Origin of the sequence: Stenotrophomonas maltophilia (assembly GCF_023518235.1) — a bacterium.
Taxonomy (GTDB): Bacteria; Pseudomonadota; Gammaproteobacteria; order Xanthomonadales; family Xanthomonadaceae; genus Stenotrophomonas.
The window spans coordinates 4,050,405-4,069,462 of record NZ_CP090423.1 but is presented as its reverse complement, the minus strand read 5'-3'; the positions used below and the strand labels follow the sequence as shown (position 1 = coordinate 4,069,462).

Annotated in this window: 21 protein-coding genes; 11 read left to right on the top strand and 10 right to left on the bottom strand. The window is 68.2% G+C overall.

Features of this window, described 5'->3' with window-relative positions; genetic code table 11:
• Positions 1-30: 30 nt before the first annotated feature.
• Together LZ605_RS18955 and LZ605_RS18950 are read left to right on the top strand one after the other, a co-directional pair.
• A complete protein-coding gene (locus LZ605_RS18955) occupies positions 31-477 on the top strand; it encodes a universal stress protein (protein WP_249842880.1) in 447 nt (148 codons plus the stop codon).
• A 5-nt stretch (positions 478-482) separates the two neighbouring features.
• A complete protein-coding gene (locus tag LZ605_RS18950; protein ID WP_249842879.1) occupies positions 483-953 on the top strand; it encodes a hypothetical protein in 471 nt (156 codons plus the stop codon).
• 38 nt (positions 954-991) lie between these two features.
• Here the strand turns inward: LZ605_RS18950 and LZ605_RS18945 are convergent, their stop codons facing one another.
• From LZ605_RS18945 to LZ605_RS18920, 6 genes are all read right to left on the bottom strand, one after another.
• Positions 992-2,437, bottom strand: a complete 1,446-nt coding sequence (locus tag LZ605_RS18945; RefSeq protein WP_249842878.1) for a GGDEF domain-containing protein — start codon at positions 2,435-2,437, stop codon at positions 992-994.
• A 172-nt stretch (positions 2,438-2,609) separates the two neighbouring features.
• Positions 2,610-3,440 (bottom strand): S-formylglutathione hydrolase, encoded by an 831-nt coding sequence (fghA, locus tag LZ605_RS18940; RefSeq protein ID WP_249842877.1) that lies wholly within the window; start codon positions 3,438-3,440, stop codon positions 2,610-2,612.
• A gap of 63 nt (positions 3,441-3,503) precedes the next feature.
• The gene (locus tag LZ605_RS18935) at positions 3,504-3,860 is read right to left on the bottom strand and encodes a YqcC family protein (protein WP_249842876.1); all 357 of its coding nucleotides are present in this window, start codon (positions 3,858-3,860) and stop codon (positions 3,504-3,506) included.
• A gap of 8 nt (positions 3,861-3,868) precedes the next feature.
• Positions 3,869-4,978, bottom strand: a complete 1,110-nt coding sequence (locus LZ605_RS18930) for an S-(hydroxymethyl)glutathione dehydrogenase/class III alcohol dehydrogenase (protein ID WP_107232044.1) — start codon at positions 4,976-4,978, stop codon at positions 3,869-3,871.
• 58 nt (positions 4,979-5,036) lie between these two features.
• Entirely contained in the window at positions 5,037-5,312 is a 276-nt protein-coding gene (frmR, locus tag LZ605_RS18925; protein WP_005411009.1) for a formaldehyde-responsive transcriptional repressor FrmR, read from the bottom strand.
• Between the two features lie 70 nt (positions 5,313-5,382).
• On the bottom strand, positions 5,383-6,288 hold the full coding sequence (locus tag LZ605_RS18920; protein ID WP_249842875.1) for a LysR family transcriptional regulator: 906 nt from the start codon (positions 6,286-6,288) through the stop codon (positions 5,383-5,385).
• 130 nt (positions 6,289-6,418) lie between these two features.
• Between LZ605_RS18920 and LZ605_RS18915 the strand changes: the two genes are divergently transcribed.
• Positions 6,419-7,522 carry an alkene reductase gene (locus LZ605_RS18915; protein WP_249842874.1) on the top strand — a complete coding sequence of 368 codons (1,104 nt, stop codon included), beginning with the start codon at positions 6,419-6,421 and terminating at the stop codon, positions 7,520-7,522.
• A 101-nt stretch (positions 7,523-7,623) separates the two neighbouring features.
• On the opposite strand, the gene LZ605_RS18910 is transcribed toward LZ605_RS18915, so the two are convergent.
• The gene (locus LZ605_RS18910) at positions 7,624-8,301 is read right to left on the bottom strand and encodes an SMI1/KNR4 family protein (RefSeq protein ID WP_249842873.1); all 678 of its coding nucleotides are present in this window, start codon (positions 8,299-8,301) and stop codon (positions 7,624-7,626) included.
• A 115-nt stretch (positions 8,302-8,416) separates the two neighbouring features.
• On the opposite strand from LZ605_RS18910, the gene LZ605_RS18905 reads away from it, so the two are divergent.
• Positions 8,417-8,833, top strand: coding sequence for a VOC family protein (locus LZ605_RS18905; RefSeq protein WP_249842872.1), 417 nt, complete (start codon positions 8,417-8,419; stop codon positions 8,831-8,833).
• 61 nt (positions 8,834-8,894) lie between these two features.
• Here the strand turns inward: LZ605_RS18905 and LZ605_RS18900 are convergent, their stop codons facing one another.
• On the bottom strand, positions 8,895-9,779 hold the full coding sequence (locus LZ605_RS18900) for a LysR family transcriptional regulator (RefSeq protein ID WP_249842871.1): 885 nt from the start codon (positions 9,777-9,779) through the stop codon (positions 8,895-8,897).
• A 107-nt stretch (positions 9,780-9,886) separates the two neighbouring features.
• Between LZ605_RS18900 and LZ605_RS18895 the strand changes: the two genes are divergently transcribed.
• On the top strand, positions 9,887-10,945 hold the full coding sequence (locus LZ605_RS18895) for an NAD(P)-dependent alcohol dehydrogenase (protein ID WP_249842870.1): 1,059 nt from the start codon (positions 9,887-9,889) through the stop codon (positions 10,943-10,945).
• A gap of 89 nt (positions 10,946-11,034) precedes the next feature.
• Here LZ605_RS18895 and LZ605_RS18890 read toward each other — a convergent pair whose 3' ends face one another.
• A complete protein-coding gene (locus tag LZ605_RS18890) occupies positions 11,035-12,399 on the bottom strand; it encodes a glutamate--cysteine ligase (protein WP_249842869.1) in 1,365 nt (454 codons plus the stop codon).
• Positions 12,400-12,551: 152 nt separating this feature from the next.
• On the opposite strand from LZ605_RS18890, the gene LZ605_RS18885 reads away from it, so the two are divergent.
• From LZ605_RS18885 to LZ605_RS18875, 3 genes are all read left to right on the top strand, one after another.
• Positions 12,552-13,256: a VIT1/CCC1 transporter family protein gene (locus tag LZ605_RS18885; protein ID WP_249842868.1), complete on the top strand. Its 705-nt coding sequence runs from the start codon at positions 12,552-12,554 to the stop codon at positions 13,254-13,256.
• On the top strand, positions 13,253-14,077 hold the full coding sequence (locus LZ605_RS18880) for a helix-turn-helix transcriptional regulator (protein WP_249842867.1): 825 nt from the start codon (positions 13,253-13,255) through the stop codon (positions 14,075-14,077). The genes LZ605_RS18885 and LZ605_RS18880 overlap by 4 nt, the downstream gene beginning before the upstream one ends.
• A gap of 622 nt (positions 14,078-14,699) precedes the next feature.
• Positions 14,700-15,674 carry an MBL fold metallo-hydrolase gene (locus LZ605_RS18875; RefSeq protein WP_249842866.1) on the top strand — a complete coding sequence of 325 codons (975 nt, stop codon included), beginning with the start codon at positions 14,700-14,702 and terminating at the stop codon, positions 15,672-15,674.
• Positions 15,675-15,780: 106 nt separating this feature from the next.
• Here the strand turns inward: LZ605_RS18875 and yihA are convergent, their stop codons facing one another.
• Positions 15,781-16,383 (bottom strand): ribosome biogenesis GTP-binding protein YihA/YsxC, encoded by a 603-nt coding sequence (gene yihA / locus LZ605_RS18870; RefSeq protein WP_107232034.1) that lies wholly within the window; start codon positions 16,381-16,383, stop codon positions 15,781-15,783.
• Positions 16,384-16,539: 156 nt separating this feature from the next.
• Here yihA and LZ605_RS18865 point away from each other — a divergent pair, with 156 nt between their 5' ends.
• The 3 genes from LZ605_RS18865 (at position 16,540) to LZ605_RS18855 (ending at position 19,035) form a co-directional block, all read left to right on the top strand.
• The gene (locus LZ605_RS18865) at positions 16,540-17,340 is read left to right on the top strand and encodes a c-type cytochrome (protein WP_107232033.1); all 801 of its coding nucleotides are present in this window, start codon (positions 16,540-16,542) and stop codon (positions 17,338-17,340) included.
• A gap of 106 nt (positions 17,341-17,446) precedes the next feature.
• Positions 17,447-18,094 (top strand): thiol:disulfide interchange protein DsbA/DsbL, encoded by a 648-nt coding sequence (locus LZ605_RS18860; RefSeq protein WP_057497386.1) that lies wholly within the window; start codon positions 17,447-17,449, stop codon positions 18,092-18,094.
• Between the two features lie 107 nt (positions 18,095-18,201).
• The gene (locus tag LZ605_RS18855; RefSeq protein ID WP_249842865.1) at positions 18,202-19,035 is read left to right on the top strand and encodes a thiol:disulfide interchange protein DsbA/DsbL; all 834 of its coding nucleotides are present in this window, start codon (positions 18,202-18,204) and stop codon (positions 19,033-19,035) included.
• Positions 19,036-19,058 lie beyond the last annotated feature (23 nt).

Sequence of the window (19,058 nt, the reverse complement as noted above, 5' to 3'; positions counted from 1 at the left end):
GACCATCCCCGGCCTGCCAAGGAGACACCCATGTTCAACACCCTGCTGGTCGCCCTCGATGGCGGCCCCCAGCACGCGCGCGTGCTGGACCTGGCCGCAGCCGTCGCCGGCCCGCGCAGCCGCCTGCACCTGCTGTGCGTGCTCGACCCCGAATTCACGCTGGCCGCCGATGCCAGCGAAGCCGACCGCATCGAGTACCCGGAAGCCGCCCGCCAGCGCTCACGCGCCGAAGCGGTGCTGGCCGAAGCGCTGGCCGAGCTGCGCGAACGCGGCGTCGATGCCATCGCGCAGATCCCCTCCGGCGAACCCGGCGAAGTCATCAGCGACCAGGCCCGGCGCCTGAAGTGCGACCTGATCGTGATCGGCCATCGCCACCTGTCGCGCCTGGAACGCCTGTTCGAACCTTCGGTCGGGCAATGGACCATCGACCACGCGCCCTGCCCGGTGCTGGTGGAAACCCGCGACCGGCACGGCTAGCGGCCATGGCCTCCCGCGCTCCGTTGTTCCCCACCCGGGTCAGCTACCGCGCCTTCGGTCGTCAGTTCGGCCACGGCGAGCAGGCGCTGCTGGCGGCGATCCGCCAGCTGCGCGAGCCTGGCCTGCGGGCCGAGGGCCTCATCGGCCTTGGCGATCTCGGCCTGGACCGGCAGGGCTGCGATGCGTTTCTGGGCTTGTTGCCGCTGCTGACCACACCTTCGGCGCCGATCGACCTGCTGCGGCCCGGCTCCCCGTTCATCGCGGCCAGCGAACTGGACCTGCTGGTCTGCCTGCTGCGCATCGCCCAGTGGCGGCGTGCGCGCCCGCGCGCGGACGACCCGCTGGCGCCGCTGCGTCTGCAGCTGGCGCGCTGCGCCCAGGCGGTGCAGGCGGCGAACCTGCACCTGCGGCCACGCTCGCTGTCGCCGGTCGGGCTGCGGCTGCTGGATCCGGCCGGCTGGCACCGGCAGCGATGAGCCCGCGCCAGCGCGGGTGTGGGGCTGGCCGGTCGGTCTCAGCAGTCCAGGGTGCCGTGCGCGTTGCCCTCATCGTCGAGAACGTGCGCGTGCAGCATCACCTGGTTGCGGCCAGCGCGCTTGGCGGCATACAGGCCGGCGTCTGCATCGGCCAACAGCTGATCGGCGCTGGCCAGCGCGGGCGGATGCAGATAGCCCACGCCAACACTGATGCTGATCGATCCTTCCGGCAACGGCAGGGCCTCCACCGCCTCGCGCAAGCGCTCGGCCAGCGCCAGCACCCCCGACAATGCACTTCCGGACACGATCACCGCGAATTCCTCGCCACCGTAGCGCGCCACACTGTCGCCGGCGCGGCCGGCCGTTGTCTTCAGCACCGCCGCGACAGCCTGCAGACAACGGTCGCCGGCCGGATGGCCGTGCTGGTCGTTGAACGCCTTGAAGTGGTCGATGTCGACCAGCAGCAGGGCCAGTTCGCTGCCGTTGCGCCGCGCCCGGTTCCATTCGGCCTGCAGCACCGTGTCGAACTCGCGGCGGTTGGCCACCCCGGTCAGGCCGTCGCGCCGGGCCAGCTCATCCAGTCCCGCCTGGCGCTCCAGCAGATCCATCTGCAGCACGGTACTGCGCAGGCTGAAGCCCAGTGTGGCGACCACGAAGCCGGCCACCGCCAGCCATCGCGCGTGGTCCACCACCAGGGTGCCGACCACCAGCAGCAGCAGCGGCAGGATGATCGGCCCGCCGGCCTGGACCAGCCGCGAAAGGCGGGGGTGCAGCACGAAGCCGGGCGCCGGTGCCTGGCGCAGCGCCAGCACGGCCAACAGCAGGAACGGCAGGTCGATCAGCAGGTCGTTGTAGGCACCAAATGACTGCTCGGCGGTGTAGTGGTTGATGTAGAACGCCACCGCCAGGTAGACCAGCGCATACAGCGCCAGCGCGCGGAAGAAGCTGCGCCGCTCGGGCACGTCGCCGGCCAGCCAGCGCACCACCGCAAAGACGGCGATGCACAGGTTCTGGATGTCGAACATGCGCTGCATGTTCGCCATGGCCTGGTTGTCGATATCGATGCGGTCGGCGAACGACTGCGTATGCACGAAGAACAGCACGCCCAGCAGCGCCGCCATGCCACCGTCGATCACGCTGATCGACCAGCGCTCACGGCGCGCACGCGCCAGGATGAACACCAGCGGCACGCCGTACAGCACATACAGAAGCAGGCTCACCCGCGGAGTGATGTCGGCGCGATCGGCGCCAAGGGCATCGAGCATGTTCACGCCCATGCCGCCGGCCCACAGCAGCAGGGCCAGCGCCGTGGCCCGCCAGCCCAGCGCCGCGCGGTCGCGCTGACCACGCCACAGGCAGGCCGCTGCGGCCAGCACGGGGGCGCCGGTCAGGAAAACGAAGGACCCCGCACCCGCCGATCCCGGCCACAGGGTCAGCACCAGGCCATGGCAGAGCACATACAGCAGCGCCAGCACTACCGGCATGCATCCCCCGATCCACAAAGCCGTACGCGCGCACGATAGCCCGGGGCGGCGCCACGATGGTGTGATCCACCACTAAAAAGGCGGCGTGTAACCGTAGAGCCGAGCCCATGCTCGGCTGCCATCCAGTCGGAGGCCCAAGGGAAAGCCGAGCGTAGGCCCGGCTCTACCGGGGTCAACGCTTCAGCGCTTGGGCGTGATGGGCGATGTGCTCGCCGATGAAGCTGGCGATGAAGTAGTAGCTGTGGTCGTAGCCGGGCTGCAGGCGCAGGGTCAGCGGGTGGCCAACGGCCTCGCAGGCCTGCTGCAGGCGCTCGGGCTGCAGCTGGGTCTGCAGGAATTCATCGGCGGCGCCCTGATCCACCAGCAGCGGCAGCCGTTCTTCGGCCGTGGCCAGCAGCGCGCAGGCATCCCACTGCGCCCAGTCGGCCGGGTTGGCGCCCAGATAGGCGGTGAACGCCTTCTGTCCCCACGGCACCTGGCTGGGCGCAACAATCGGCGAGAACGCCGACACGCTGCGATAGCGGCCGGGATTGCGCAGGGCAATCACCAGCGCACCATGGCCGCCCATCGAGTGCCCGCTGATGGCGCGCGCAGCGGTCACCGGGAAGTGCGCCTCGATCAGCGCCGGCAGTTCCTGCGCCACATAGTCATGCATGCGGTAGTGCTTGGCCCACGGCTGCTGGGTGGCGTTGAGGTAGAAGCCAGCGCCCTTGCCCAGGTCGTAGCCTTCGGCATCGGCCACCTCGTCGCCGCGCGGGCTGGTGTCGGGCGCGACCAGGATCACCCCGTGCTCGGCCGCGTACCGCTGCGCGCCGGCCTTGGTGATGACGTTCTGTTCGGTGCAGGTCAGGCCGCTCAGCCAGTACAGCACCGGCAGCTTCTGCGTGGCCGCCTGCGGCGGCAGGTACACGGCGAACTGCATGTCGCAGCCCAGCGTGGTGGACGTGTGGCGGTAGACATCCTGCCAGCCGCCGAAGCAGGCGCGGTGTTCAATGCGTTCCATGATGTTCTCCTGCGCGGCGCGTCGGCGCACGCATGCTTCTGGTAGGTGCCGACCTTGGTCGGCTTATCCACGCCCGGCGTGGATGCCTTTGTTGATCAGTTCATCCAGCTGCGACAGCAGGCGCAGCAGCGGTTCGACGCCGGGCTGCCCGTCCAGGTTGCGGTACGCGGCCACCGCCGCCTGGCTGCGCGGCGGCCACTGGCCGTCGGCACGGGCTTCGTGCAGGCGGGGCAGGAACACCTGCGCCAGCCAGTGCTCGAACGGCATCTCGTCGGTACCGAACGGTGAATCCACCGCACGCGGCGGTCCGACCGGCCCCTCGACCCAGCCCAGCGCACGCAGCGCCTGCTCGATCGGTTCGACCAGGGCCGCGCGCGGATCGTCCGCGCGCGGCCTGCGCAGGGCATCGAGCCAGCCCATGCCGCGGCTCAGTAGTGGACCACCGAACGGATCGACTTGCCTTCATGCATCAGGTCGAAGGCTTCGTTGATCTTGTCCAGGTCCATGGTGTGGGTAACGAACGGCGCCAGTTCGATATCGCCCTTCATCGCGTCCTCGACCATGCCCGGCAGCTGGCTGCGGCCCTTCACGCCACCGAAGGCGGTGCCCATCCACTTGCGGCCGGTCACCAGCTGGAACGGGCGGGTGGAGATTTCCTGGCCCGACCCGGCCACGCCGATCACCACGCTCTGGCCCCAGCCACGGTGTGCGCATTCCAGCGCCGCGCGCATCACGTTGACGTTGCCTATGCACTCGAAGCTGTGGTCCACGCCCCAAGTGGTCATTTCCACGATGACCTGCTGGATCGGCTTGTCGAAGTCCTTCGGGTTGATGCAGTCGGTGGCGCCGAATTCGCGCGCCAGCTCGAACTTGGACGGGTTGGTGTCCACCGCGATGATGCGGCCAGCCTTGGCCTGGCGCGCACCCTGGATCACCGCCAGGCCGATGCCGCCGAGGCCGAACACGGCCACACTGTCGCCTTCCTGCACCTTGGCGGTGTTGTGCACCGCGCCGATGCCGGTGGTGACGCCGCAGCCGAGCAGGCAGACGTGTTCCGGGTTCGCGTCCGGGTTGATCTTGGCCAGCGACACTTCGGCCACCACGGTGTACTCGCTGAAGGTCGAGCAGCCCATGTAGTGGTAAAGCGGCTCGCCGTTGTAGCTGAAGCGGCTGGTGCCATCAGGCATCACGCCCTTGCCCTGGGTGGCGCGCACGGCCACGCACAGGTTGGTCTTGCCGCTCTTGCAGAACAGGCACTCGCCGCACTCGGCGGTATACAGCGGAATCACGTGGTCACCCGGTTTGACGCTGGTCACGCCCTCGCCCACTTCCACCACGATGCCGGCGCCTTCATGGCCCAGCACCACCGGGAACAGGCCTTCCGGATCGTCGCCGGACAGGGTGAACGCATCGGTGTGGCAGACACCGGTGTGGGTGATCTTGACCAGCACTTCTCCGGCCTTCGGCGGGGCGACATCGATCTCGACGATCTGCAGCGGCTGGCCGGGACCAAAGGCGACGGCGGCACGGGACTTCATGGTGGCTTCTCCAAAGACAGGCAGTAACAGGATGGGCGGCGCAATGTTGCGCCGTCGTTTATTTCAGGTACGAGCGGATCAACGCGCTCATGTCGCGCACGCGTTCGGCGCGCTGTTCGTCGGAGGCGGCGGGCTGGCCGAACTCCTCGCGCAGATGGGCTTCCATCACCTCGGACATCAGGCCGTTGACCGCGCCCCGGATGGCGGCGATCTGCTGCAGCACCGGCCCGCAGTCGGCACCAGCTTCGAGCGCGCGATCCAGCGCGTCGCACTGGCCACGGATGCGGCGGACGCGGGCCAGGACCTTCTTTTTCTCTTCGGGGGAGTGCGGCATGGCGGCGCCACCTTGGAACTATACTGGGGGATAGTATACACACCCCGCCACCGCACTCAATCCGCCGGGGTCAATCGAACACGCCCTGTCCTGCGAGCCGGGTCAACTCATCCACCACGTAGCGCACCTTCGGCCGCAGGTGCCGGGTTGGCGGCCACAGCGCGTGGATGTCGATATGCCGCTGCATGTGCGCGTCCAGCACCGAGTGCAGTGCGCCGGACTCCAGATGACGGCGCACCAGTGAGATGGGCATCTGGCAGATGCCCAGCCCAGCGATGGCCCCCTCGATCACCGCGTCGCCGTCGTTGAGCTGGTAGGTCGCGTGGGGGATGAACGTGCCTTCCGCATCATCGCTGCCGACCCGCCACGCCACCGGCTGGCCATGGCGGAAGCCGACGATGCTGCGGTGCTGCGCCAGTTCCTCCACGGTCTGCGGAGTGCCGTGCGCCTGCAGGTACTCCGGCGATGCGCAGGTAACCAGGCGCTGGCGCCCGAGCCGGCGCGCCACCAGATGTTCGGCCTGGTGCAGGCCACCGAAGCGGATCAGCAGGTCGATGCCCTCCTCGATCGGGTCCACGAAGTGATCGGTGAAGGTCATCGTCAATTGCAGGTCCGGGTACTGCCGGCACAAGCGCAGCAGCACCGGCAGCACCACCAGCCGACCGAACGAGGACGGCATGTCGATGCGCAGGCGCCCGCTGGGCAGGCCGGCCGAGCCCAGACAGGCTTCGGCAGCGGAGATCTCCTCCAGCGCCGCTGCGCAGGAGGCGTAGTACGCCTCGCCGTCGGTGGTCAACGCGATACGCCGCGTGGTGCGGTGGAACAGGCGCACGCCCAGCCGCGCTTCCAGCCGCGCGATGGCCTTGCCCACCGCCGAACGCGAGATGCCCAGCGCGTCGGCGGCTTCGGTGAAGCTGCCCGAACGGGCGGTGGTGACGAAGGTCACCAGGCCATTGAGGGATTCCAGCGGCAGCATCGTTCGCACCCCATTGGGGACAAATTGTCCCGCACCAAGGGAGATCGAAGCGCTTTATGCGCCCGCATGTCAACTCCATCCTGTCTGCATGGCGCCGCTGGCGCCTCTCCCCCGCACCGAGACGACCGACATGACTGCCGCCCTGTTCCACCCGTTCGACCTTGCAGGCACCGCCCTGCGCAACCGCATCGCGATGGCCCCGATGACCCGTGCCCGCAATCCCGGCACGGTCGCCAACGCACTCACCGCGCAGTATTACCGGCAACGCGCCAGCGCCGGCCTGATCATCAGCGAAGGCACGCCGGTCTCGCCGCAGGGCCAAGGCTACATCGACGTGCCGGGCATCTGGTCGGCCGAGCAGGTGGCCGGCTGGAAGCTCGTCACCGAGGCCGTGCATGCCGAGCAGGGCACGATCTTCGCCCAGCTCTGGCACGTAGGCCGTATGTCGCACAGCTCGCTGCAGCCCGATGGCGGGCAGCCGGTCAGCGCCGGCACGCGCCCGGTGGCCAGCGCGCCGAAGAACACCTCGTTCGTGTACCTGGCCGACGGCAGCCGCGGCCATGCCGATCCGACCCCGGCACGCGCGCTGGATACCGCGGAGATTCCCGGAATCGTCGACGACTTCGTGCGCGGCGCCGAGAATGCGATCGCCGCCGGCTTCGACGGCATCGAGCTGCATGCCGCCAATGGCTATCTGTTCGAACAGTTCCTCAACCCGCTCATCAACCAGCGTGAGGATCGCTACGGCGGCTCGCTGCCGAACCGTGCGCGGCTGATCCTGGAAACCGTCGATGCGATGGCGCAGCGCATCGGTGCGCACCGCATCGGCGTGCGCCTGGCGCCGAACAATCTCACCTTCGACATGCCGTTCTACGACGACAACGAAGCCACATACCTGTACCTGGCCGAAGAACTGGGCAAGCGCGGACTGGCCTATGTGCACCTCAACGACAACCTGCAGCAGGGCGAATCGGTGCTGGGTGAGGCGTTCCTGCAGCAGTTCAAGCAGGCCTACGGCGGCACGCTGATCCTGGCCGGCGGCATGACCCGCGCGCGCGCACTGCAACTGGTCGAAGCCGGCACCATCGATCTGGCGGCGTTCGGCCAACCGTTCATCGCCAACCCGGATCTGGTCGAGCGCCTGCGCCGCGACATCGCGCTGGCCACGCCCGACCGCAGCACCTATTACGGCGGCGGCGAGGAAGGCTACCTGGATTACCCGGCCGCAGGCTGATTCCGCACGGGGTCGGATCCCTTTCCAACGGAAAGGGCTCTGACCCCTGTTCGGCGAAGAAGGGGGCAGCGCCACGCTGCGCGCGGATCCGACCCCCGCCTTCAGGCATCCTCGCGCACGTAGGCGAACGACGCGTCCAACTGATCGAAGCCGATCACTTCGGCAACGATGGCCTGCGCGTCGTCGTCGCTGATGGCTCCTTCTGCAATGTCGCCTGTGCGAGCAAACAGGTGCTGCAACGCCGCGTGCTGATCACTGCGCAGAACCGACTGGTGGGTCTGCAACCAGCGCTGCAGATTCCCGGCCAGGTCGCCGTGCGAAAGCAGCGAGTACGGCGGCTCGTATTCGGCAACCGCTTCAACCATCTTGCGGAACAGGAAGTCCTGGTAATTGGCGGCCAGCACATCGGCACGATCATCGTCATGCCACACCAGCACCACCGGCGGCTCGGCAACACCGGGCGCGTTGCTCCAGAAGCAGTAGCTGTCGCCTGCTCCGGTTCGCGCGAACGGCAGCAGCTGCAGGTCGGCGCGCAGGGGATTGTAGTGATCTTCCGCGGTCAGCTCCTGCCACGCCTCCAGCAGCTCGTCAGATTCCAGCGGCTCATAGTCCTGGGCGTACAGCAGCACCGGCGGCTCGGCCTGCAGCGACGGAAACACCGCTTCGGACCATTGCGGGTGGGGGCTGCCCCAGCTCAACCGGCCCGCTGCATGCAGTTGCTTGAACAAAGGGGGGAAGACCTGCCCGGTGGCCTGTTCGATGTCAGGGAGTGCGCTCATGGAAGTCCTTGTCGACAGAGGTCGCCCAGCTTGCCCGATTCCGTGCAGGAGATGAATCGGCAACAGCCGGCAGCAGGACTAGACTGCCGGCCATCGACTGCCGAGGGTCGCTGCCATGCACTCCCCTGCACAGAGCTTCATCATCAACATCGACGTGCCCGACCTGCCCACCGCCGAAGCGTTCTATGGGGCCGCCTTTGGATTGCGCGTCGGCCGCCGCCTCGGGCCCGGTGCGGTGGAACTGCTGGGCGGCCCCACCCCGCTGTACCTGCTGCGGAACGACCACGGCAGCCCTGCCACCGAAGACGGCGACGTGCGCGATTACCAGCGCCACTGGACACCGTTGCATCTGGACTGGGTTGTGGATGACATCGAGGTCGCGCTGGCGCGTGCGGTTGCGGCCGGTGCGATCCTCGAACAACCGGTTGGCGAGCGCCGCTGGGGGCGCATCGCGGTGCTGGCCGATCCGTTCGGGCATGGTTTCTGCCTGATCCAGTTTGTCGGCCTGGGGTATGACGCGCTGGTGGAATGAGCGATCGTGGTGGGTATGGTGGGTGCCGACTGTTGGTCGGCACTGCATCACCTACCGCAGTTCACTCCCGCAGCATGTCCACGAACGCGCGCAGCGCGCCGGGCATCTGCCGCTGCTTCGGGTAATACAGTGCAAACCCGGCGAACGGCTCGCTCCAGTCTTCCAGCACCGCCACCATCTGCCCGGATTCGATGTACGGCCGCGCGGTGTCTTCCAGCACATAGGCCAGGCCGATGCCATCGAGTACTGCGCCGACCACGGTGCCCTGCTCGCCCAGCGTCAGCCGCCCCGGCACGTCAATTTCCAGCGCCTGCCCATCACGCTCGAACTGCCACTTGTACAGATGCCCGCTGGCGAAGCGGAAGCGGATGCACTCATGGCCGGCCAGGTCACGCGGATGCTGCGGGGCCGGGCGTCGGCGCAGATACTCCGGCGATCCGACGATCAAGCCGCGCAGCGGCGGCCCCATCGGCACCGCCACCATGTCTTCGGGTACGAACTCGTGCAGGCGCACGCCGGCGTCGTAGCCTTCGGCGACGATATCGACCAGGCCATCGTTCTCGGTCAGCTCCACCCGCACATCGGGGTGGGCGTGCAGGAAGCGCGCCAGCCTCGGCCCCAGCTGGGTCGCCACCGCCGCGCGCGTCGCGTTGATGCGCAGCAGGCCGGCCGGGGCGGCGCGGAACTGGTTCATCTCTTCCAATGCGTCATGCACCTGGCCCAGCGCCGGCTGCAGGCGTTCCAGCAGGCGCTGCCCGGCCTCGGTCAGGGCCACGCTGCGGGTGGTGCGATGGAACAGACCCACCCCCAGCCGCTCCTCCAGCGCGCGGATCGCATAGCTCACCGCCGAGGTCGACAGCGCCAGTTCCGCGCCGGCGCGGCGGAAGCTGCGATGGCGGGCGACCGCGGCGAAGGCGGCCAGGTGGGTCAAGTTGTCAGTGGCCATGATTGTGCAGTTCCACTTGATGAATCATGCCGATATCCGGGCTTCTTGCCGCTGGGTGCGGGGCGTATTGTAAAACGCCTTTCGACAAACCCTGCCAAGGATTCCCCATGTCCCTCGCCCGTGGTTACGCCGCCCATTCACATACCGACCCGCTGATCCCGTACGAGTTCGAACGCCGCGCGGTCGGCCCGGACGATGTGCGCATCGAGATCCTCTACAGCGGCATCTGCCACTCCGACCTGCACCAGGCCCGCGACGACTGGGGTGGCTCGATCTACCCGATGGTGCCGGGCCACGAGATCATCGGCCGCGTCACCGCGGTCGGCAGCAACGTCACCCGCTTCAAGGTCGGCGACCACGCCGGCGTCGGCTGCATGGTCGATTCCTGCCGCCACTGCGACGCCTGTGAGCACGATCTGGAACAGTACTGCGCCGAAGGCGCAACATGGACCTACAACGGCCGCGAGCGTGAAAGCGGTGCGCCGACCTACGGCGGCTATTCCGACCACGTGGTGGTCGAGCAGCGCTTCGTGGTGAAGGTGTCCGACACGCTGGACCTGAAGGCTGCCGCGCCGCTGCTGTGCGCCGGCATCACCACCTGGTCGCCGCTGCGCCACTGGAAGGTCGGCCCGGGCCAGAAGGTCGGCGTGATCGGCCTGGGTGGCCTCGGCCACATGGGCGTGAAGTTCGCCAAGGCGCTCGGCGCGCACGTGGTGATGATCACCACCACCCCGGAAAAGGGTGCCGACGCCACACGCCTGGGCGCCGACGAAGTGCTGGTCTCGCGCGATGCCGCACAGATGAAGGCCCACGCCGGCAGCTTCGACTTCCTGCTCAACACCATCCCGGTCGGCCATGACACCAACCCGTACATGGGCCTTCTCAAACGCGAAGCCACCATGTGCCTGGTCGGCGTACTGACCGAACTGGACCCGCCGCTGACCGGTGGCAGCGTGATCTTCGGCCGCAAGCACCTGACCGGCTCGGCGATCGGCGGCATGGCCGAGACCCAGGAAATGATGGACTTCTGTGCCGAGCACGGCATCGTCAGCGATGTCGAGATGATCGACATCAAGAACGTCAACGAAGCCTGGGAACGCATGGCGAAGAACGATGTGCGCTACCGCTTCGTGATCGACATGGCGACGATGAAGAACGCGGCCTGACCGCGCTGCCGCAGAAACGAAGAACCCCGGCATTGCCGGGGTTTTTCGTCTGGGATTGCCGGCCAGCGGCCGGCACTACCGCAGGGCGATCAGTACGCGAACTCGCGGAACACCGGATCCACATCGCCATGCCAGCGGCCATGGAACAGCGCCAGCTTGCGCTCGGCCGGGGTCAACCCGGACTCGACGATTTCCTGCAGCACGTCCAGGAACTTGCTCTCGTCCTGGCCATCGGCATTGCGCGCGGCACGACGCTTGAGGCCTTCCACCGAAATCTTCACCGCTTCGCGGGCCAGGTCGCGCACTGTGCCGGTGCGGAACGGCAGGTTCATCGCATGCCTGGGCACGCCGTCGCGCAGCGCGTGGCGCTCGGCCAGGCTGAAGTCACGCACCAGATCCCACGCCGCATCCAGCGCGGTGTCGTCGTACAGCAGGCCGACCCAGAACGCCGGCAGCGCACACAGCCGGCTCCACGGGCCGCCGTCGGCGCCGCGCATTTCCAGGTACTTCTTCAGGCGCACTTCCGGGAACGCGGTGGTGGTGTGGTCCGACCAGTCGCGCAGGGTCGGCAACGCGCCCGGCAGCACCGGCAGCTTGCCCTGCATGAAGTCGCGGAAGCTCTGCCCGCTGGCGTCGTGGTAGATGCCATCGCGGTAGGAGAAGTACATCGGCACGTCGAGCAGGTAATCGACATAGCGCTCGTAACCGAAGCCATCCTCGAACACGAAGTCGAGCATGCCGGTACGGTCGGCGTCGGTGTCGGTCCAGATGTGCGAGCGATAGCTCAGGTAGCCGTTCGGCTTGCCTTCGGTGAACGGCGAATCGGCAAACAGCGCGGTGGCGATCGGCTGCAGCGCCAGCGACACGCGGAACTTCTTCACCATGTCCGCTTCGCTGGCGTAATCCAGGTTCACCTGCACGGTGCAGGTGCGGGTCATCATGTCCAGGCCCAGCGAACCGACCTTGGGCATGTAGGCGCGCATGATCTTGTAGCGGCCCTTCGGCATCCACGGCATCTCATCGCGCGACCACTTGGGCTGGAAGCCCATGCCGAGGAAGCCCAGCTGCAGCTCGCCGGCCACCTGCGCCACTTCATTCAGATGGGTACCGGTCTCCACGCAGGTCTGGTGGATGGTTTCCAGCGCCGCGCCGGACAGTTCCAGCTGGCCGGCCGGTTCCAGCGTCACCGAGGCGCCATCGCGCAGCAGGGCGATGGTGTTGCCGTTCTCCTGCACCGGCTGCCAGCCGAAGCGGACCAGGCCCTTGAGCAGCGCTTCGATGCCGCGCTCGCCTTCGAAGGTCGGCGGGCGCAGGTCATCCAGACGGAACCCGAACTTCTCGTGCTCGGTACCGATGCGCCACTGCGCACGGGGCTTCTCGCCGGAGGCGATCTCCGCAACCAGCTGCGAGCGGTCGGTAATGGGCGTATCGGCGACGTGGCTGGGGCTCGACAAGGGGAGGACTCGCTGGACAGTGGCAGGGGATGTGGGGCCCAGGGCCCGCCATCGCAAGGGCGCACTATAGCGTGGCACCTCGTTGCGTCATGCGACGGTGACGGGTTTCAGCATCCTACCGACGCCCTCTTGACCCCCGTACACTCAAGGTCATGAGCCGCCATTCACGACACCCCGAACTGCACCGCTCCGAGCGCGTCGGCTGGCTGCGCGCCGCCGTGCTGGGGGCCAACGATGGCATCGTCTCGGTGGCCGGCCTGGTAGTCGGCGTGGCCGCCAGCGGCGCCTCGGCCAGCACCCTCCTGGCCACCGGTGTCGCCGGCACGGTGGCCGGTGCGATGTCGATGGCGGCCGGCGAGTATGTCTCGGTACAGACCCAGGCCGATACCGAAGACGCCGACCTGGCGATGGAAGAGCGCGAGCTGCACGAAGACCCACACAGCGAACTGGAAGAGCTGAGCGCAATCTACCGCCACCGCGGCCTGGACCCGGCGCTGGCCCGCCAGGTTGCCCAGCAGCTCACCGCCCACGATGCGCTGGGTGCGCACGCGCGTGACGAGCTCGGCATCACCGACACCCTGCGCGCGCGTCCCTTGCAGGCGGCGCTGGCCTCGGCTGGGGCGTTCACCTGCGGCGCCGCACTGCCGGTACTGACCGCCCTGCTCGCGCCGGTGGACAAGGTCGCGCTGATGACCACCGCCAGCACCCTGCTCGGCCTGTGCCTGACCGGCGCGATGGCCGCGCAGGCGGGCGGCGCACCGCCCTTGCGTGGCGCGATCCGGGTGATGTTCTGGGGCGCGCTGGCGATGGCGGCCGCCGCCGGCGTCGGCCGCCTGCTCGGCGCGCACGTGTCATGACCATCATGCTGCCGCCCGCCTCCGCGCTGCTGGCCGAGATGGCCAGCCTGGCCGGCTGCGAACGCGCCGAAGGCTATGCCTGCATCACCGCACGCCGCGAGCATGGCGCCAGCTCGGTGGAAATTCCGCAGCCACAGTTCGCGATCCTGCTGGAAGGACGCAAACAGGTACGTACCGCGCACCAGTCACTGGAATTCGTGCCCGGCGACATCCTGCTGCTGACCCAGCGCTGCCGCATCGATGTAGTCAACCGCCCCGATCCACACAGCGGCCGCTACCTCAGCGCGATCGTGCCGCTGTGCGCCGAAGTGCTGGCGGCAGCGCGCACGCTGTGGAACGAGGAGCTGCCCAGCGCCGGCCCGGCAATGGCGCGACTGCCATTGGCCGAACATGGCGCGATACTGCGGCAATGGCGGCAGTCGCTGCAGGACGGCCGCTACAGCGAAGCGCGGCTGGCGTTGGCCACGCTGGTGCTGACCCTGTGCCGCCAGGGCCACGGCAACCTGCTGCTGCCACATGCACCGAGCCTGGGCGAACAGATCCGCGACCGCATCGCCGCCGAGCCGGCACGCGACTGGCAATCACGCGATGTCGAGGAACAGTTCGCACTGAGTGGCGCCACGCTGCGACGACGCCTGGCCGCCGAGGCCACCAGCCTGCGCCAACTGCTGACCGAGGCGCGCCTGGCACATGGCATGCAGCTGCTGTACACCACCGACCTGCCGCTGAAGACCGTCGCCGCGCGTGCGGGCTACCGCTCTGCGGCGAGCTTCAGCAAGCGCTTCGCCGAGCAGTACGGACTGGCTCCCACAGACATTTGAGGGGGTTCGGCAGGGCTGCGCCCTGCACCCGCCGAGGCAACAGCAAGAGCCGAAGCAACAGCAACAGCGTGCATTCCGTGGGAGGGCGGGGCGGTGTCGGAGTGCGGGGACGCCGCAAGTACGTCCCTGTAGGCTTGGCAGCCGCATCCATGCGGCTGACACCCCGCACTCCGACACCGCCCCACCTTCGACAGGTTCACTCGGCTGTTGGTAGGTGTCGACCTTGGTCGACACGTCTGTCAGAGATCGAATGAATTTCTGGGGTCAGATCCGTTTTCCTGCGGAAAACGGATCTGACCCCAAGGGCATTCCCAACAGATCGCAGGAATCTGTCGAAGGCGGGGTGGGTCCGGTTGCGGGAGTGTCCGCGGCATGGATGCCGCGGCCAAGCCCCCATGGACGGGTTTACGGCGTCTCCCGCAACCGGACCCACCCCGCCTCCCCACAGGAAACTCGGCTCTTGACGTTGCCGTTGACGTTGAAGTTGATTCTGCGGGTGCAGGGCTGCAAGCCCTGCAAGCAACACCCCCTGAGCATTCCGCGCACTGCTTTGAGCGCCACGCACGCGCCGGCCACGGCACGCTAGGCCAACGGAACCACCCGTCGTCCACCGAGAACCGCCATGACCCTGCGTCACCTGCCGCTGCGCTCCGCCCTGCTGCTGGCCCTGTCCTCGCTGCCACTGGCCGCACTGGCCGAAGCCACCTCGCCCGCCCCCACCCAGCAGGTGCCCGGTGTCTACCACCAGCACATCGGCGCTCTGCAGGTCACCGCCCTGTTCGACGGCGTGGTCGCGCTGGGCCGGCAGGAAGTGGTCGACGTTGCGCCCTCGCTGGTCAGCCGCCTGCTCGATGGCCGCTACGTACCCGAAGACAAGAAAGGCCTGCAGACCGCAATCAATGCCTTCCTGGTGCGTCAGGGCAACCACCTGACCCTGGTCGATACCGGCACCGCGCAGTGCTTCGGCCCTGGCCTGGGCCAGGTGCTGGGCAACCTGCGTGCGGCCGGCGTGGACCCGGCCGAGGTGGATGACGTGCTGCTCACCCATGCCCATCCGGACCATCTGTGCGGCGTGCTCGACGCCCAGGGCAAGCCGGCCTACCCCAATGCCACAGTCTGGCTGTCCAAGGCCGATGCCGATTACTGGCTCGATCCCGCCAGCGAAGCCGGCGCGCCGCAGGGCGTGCGCTTCGCCTTCCCGTTGGCGCGCAACGCAGTGGCGCCGTACCAGGCCGCCGGTCATCTGCGCACCTTCAGCCCCGGCGATGCCCTGCCCGGCGGCGCGGTGGCGATGGATACCCACGGCCACACGCCTGGCCACGTCTCCTATCGGTTCGACAGCCAGGGCCAGTCGTTGCTGGTGTGGGGCGACGTGCTGCACTTCCATGCGGTGCAGTTCGCGCACCCGGAGGCGGCGTTCGAAGCGGACTCGGACCGCAAGGCGGCCACCGCCAGCCGTCGCAGTCTGCTGCAGCAGGCCACCTCCAAGGGTTGGTGGGTGGCCGGTGCGCATCTACCGTTCCCCGGCCTGGGCCACGTGCGCAGCGAAGGGCAGGCGTATGCCTGGGTGCCGGCGGAGTATTCGCCGTTGAAATGAGCCGATGAGCCCTCGTAGAGCCGAGCCCATGCTCGGCTACCGGGGCCTGGCCGCGCTGCGCGCGGCAGCCGAGCGTGGGCTCGGCTCTACAGGAAAGCCGGAAGCCTTACGCCAGACCCAGCCAGCCGCCGATCACGCCGCGGGCTTCGTCCACGCCGGTGCGGTCCTCGCCGGAGAACACCTGCACGCTGACGCTGTCGCCGTAGGCCGAATGCAGTTCCTTGCGCACTTTCTGCAGGGTCTGCATCTGCTGGCTGCGGCTGAGCTTGTCGGCCTTGGTCAGCAGCGCGTGCGCCGGCATGCCGCGCTGCACGGCATAAGAGAGCATCTGCCGGTCGTAGTCCTTCAGCGGATGGCGGATGTCCATCACCACCACCAGGCCCTTGAGGGCTTCGCGGGTGCGGAAGTACTTGTCGATGAAGGCCTGCCAGTGCGCCTGCAGTTCCAGCGGCACCTTGGCGTAGCCGTAACCGGGCAGGTCGACCAGGCTGGCTTCGGGGGTGATCTGGAAGAACACCAGCTGCTGGGTGCGACCGGGCGTCTTGGAAACACGGGCCAGCGCGTTCTGGCGGGTCAGCGCGTTGAGCGCACTGGACTTGCCGGCGTTGGAGCGGCCGGCGAAGGCGACCTCGGCCCCTTCATCGGGCGGCAGCTGCCGCGCGTTGTGGGCCGAAAGGTGGTAACGGGCGCGTTCGATGAGCAATGACATATGCCTAGGATCGCATGTTGCGGCGCCGCGCGCCCGTTCCGGGGGCCGCGCGGGGCATTTTGCTGCACTGCTGCGTTGACCGTGCGCGGAAACGCCGTTGATAATCCGGGCGATGCCGGCGGCCACCGCCCGGCCCGGTCCATACGGAGCTTTAGCATGCGCCACGCTCGCGTTCTTGCCGTATCCGCCCTTGCCACTGCTGTCGTCGTTGCCGCCGCTGCGTTCGCGCAGACCACGCTGACCCCGCTGCCCGACAACGGGCCGATCAACACCGCCTCGCTGGAAGTGGATTTCAGCAAGACCCACTGGGGCGATGCCAAGGCCGGCCAGACCAAGGCCTCGGCCTGCGCGGCCTGCCATGGCGCCGACGGCAACTCCACGGTCGAGATGTACCCGTCCATCGCCGGCCAGAGCGAGCGCTATGTGGCCCAGCAGATGGCCCTGATCGCCAACGGGCAGCGCAGTTCCGGCGCAGCGGTGGCGATGGTGCCGTTCGTGCAGAACCTTACCCCGCAGGACATGCGCGATATCGGCGCGTTCTTCGCCACGCAGAAGGCCACCGCCGGCATCGCCGACGATACGGTCGTCGCCGACGGCCCCTACAAGGGCATGAAGTTCTACGAGATCGGCCAGCAGCTGTACCGCGGCGGCGACGCCAAGCGTGGGCTGCCGGCCTGCATGGCGTGCCACGGCCCCAGTGGCGCCGGCAATCCGGGCCCAGCCTATCCGCATATCGGCGGCCAGCACGCCAGCTATGTCGCCCGCCGCCTGCAGGAATACCAGGCCGGGCAGACCCACGAGACCGACAAGACCCACTTCCAGATCATGGCCACGGTGGCGCAGAAGCTGAGCGAACAGGAAGTGCAGGCGCTGTCCAGCTACCTGCAGGGCCTGCACAACAAGGCCGACGATGTGGCCGCTGCGGCCACGCCGGCACAACCGGTCGCCGCCCCCTGACCACCACTGGTCGGCGCGGGCCGCCACCAGCGCCCGCTCCTGCGGTATGTTTCCTTCACGCCGGCGACTGCGCCGGCGTTGTTTTTTTCAACGGAGATGCGTGTCGATGAGGTTGATTTCCCGCCTGCTGTTGTCCCTGCTGGTCCTGCTGCCGCTGGCCGCGACCGCCGCCCCCGCCAGCGCGCCGCTGGTGGAGGGCAAAGACTACGAACGCATCGCCCAGCCCGGCCCGTTCCAGCCGCTGGCCGGCAAGATCGAGGTGGTCGAGGTGTTCGGGTACACCTGCCCGCACTGCGCCCACTTCGAACCGCAGCTGGCGGCCTGGGCGGCCAAACTGCCCGCCGACGTGCGCTTCACCCCGGTCCCGGCCGCCTTTGGTGGCCCCTGGGATGCCTGGGCCCTGGCCTATTACGCCGCTGACGAAGTGGGCGTGGCCAAGCGCAGCCATGCCGCCGTGTTCAAGGCCCTGCACCAGGACGGCTCGCTGCCGATGCAGAACGTTTCGGCCGATGAGCTCGCCACCTTCTACAAGGCCTACGGTGTGACCCCGGACCGCTACCTGCAGGCGCTGCGTGGCGAGGCCGTGCAGAAGAAGGTCGATGCTGCCCGCGCATTCGCCCAGCGCACCAAGGTGCCGGGCACCCCGGCCATCATCATCAATGGCCAGTATCTGGTGCGTGGCAGCAACTTCGACGACCAGCTGCGCATCGCTTCGGCGCTGATCGCCCAGGCCCGCGCCGCCCGCGGCCGCTGAACCAACCCCTACCCTCGACACGGCGCTGTCGCCGCCGCGTGTCATCATTTCCCCTTGGCCGGTGCTGCGGTGCCGGTCCCACCTTTCCAGATGCTGGAGACGTTTCCATGAAGACCCGTTTCGCCGCCCTCGCCCTCGCAGCGCTGCTGCCGATCCTGGCGGCCTGCAAGGCCGACGACGGCACCGCCAACACCACCGCGGCCCCGGCCGAACCGGCCGCTGCGCCGGCCAGCACTGAACCGGCGGCGCCTGCCGCAGGCGCCGAAGGCGCTGCACCGGCCGCTGCCGAAGGCGACAAGGCCGCTGCAGACGCCGCGCCGGCCGCCGCTCCGGCGCCGACCACCACCGCACTGACCGGCCCGGCCCCAGTGGAAGGCGCCGACTACCAGCTGATTCCGAATGGCCAGCCGTTCCAGCCGGCCGCCGGCAAGGTCGAAGTCGTCGAGATCTTCGGCTATGTCTGCCCGGCCTGTGCCGCGTTCCAGCCGCTGGTCGGCCCGTGGAAGGCCGGCCTGCCGAGCGACGTGAACTTCGTCTACGTGCCGGCCATGTTCGGCGGCACCTGGGACAACTACGCCCGTGCCTTCTACGCCGCGCAGACCCTGGGCGTGCAGGAAAAGACCCACGAAGCGCTGTATGCCGCCATCCACTCGCAGAAGACCCTGAAGGGCGAGCGCGGCACCGATTCGGTTGACGACATCGCCAAGTTCTACGGCGCCTACGGCGTGGATCCGAAGCAGTTCGCCGCCACCATGGGCAGCTTCGCGGTGAATGCCAAGACCAACTCGGCCAAGCAGTTCGCCCAGCGCAGCCAGATCAGCGGCACCCCGTCGATCATCGTCAACGGCAAGTACCTGGTGAAGGGCAAGAGCTTCCCGGACATGCTGCGCATTGCCGACCACCTGATCGCCCGCGAACGCGGTGCCGCCCAGGCTCACTGATCCAAAGGACGTTGTTCCCGGCC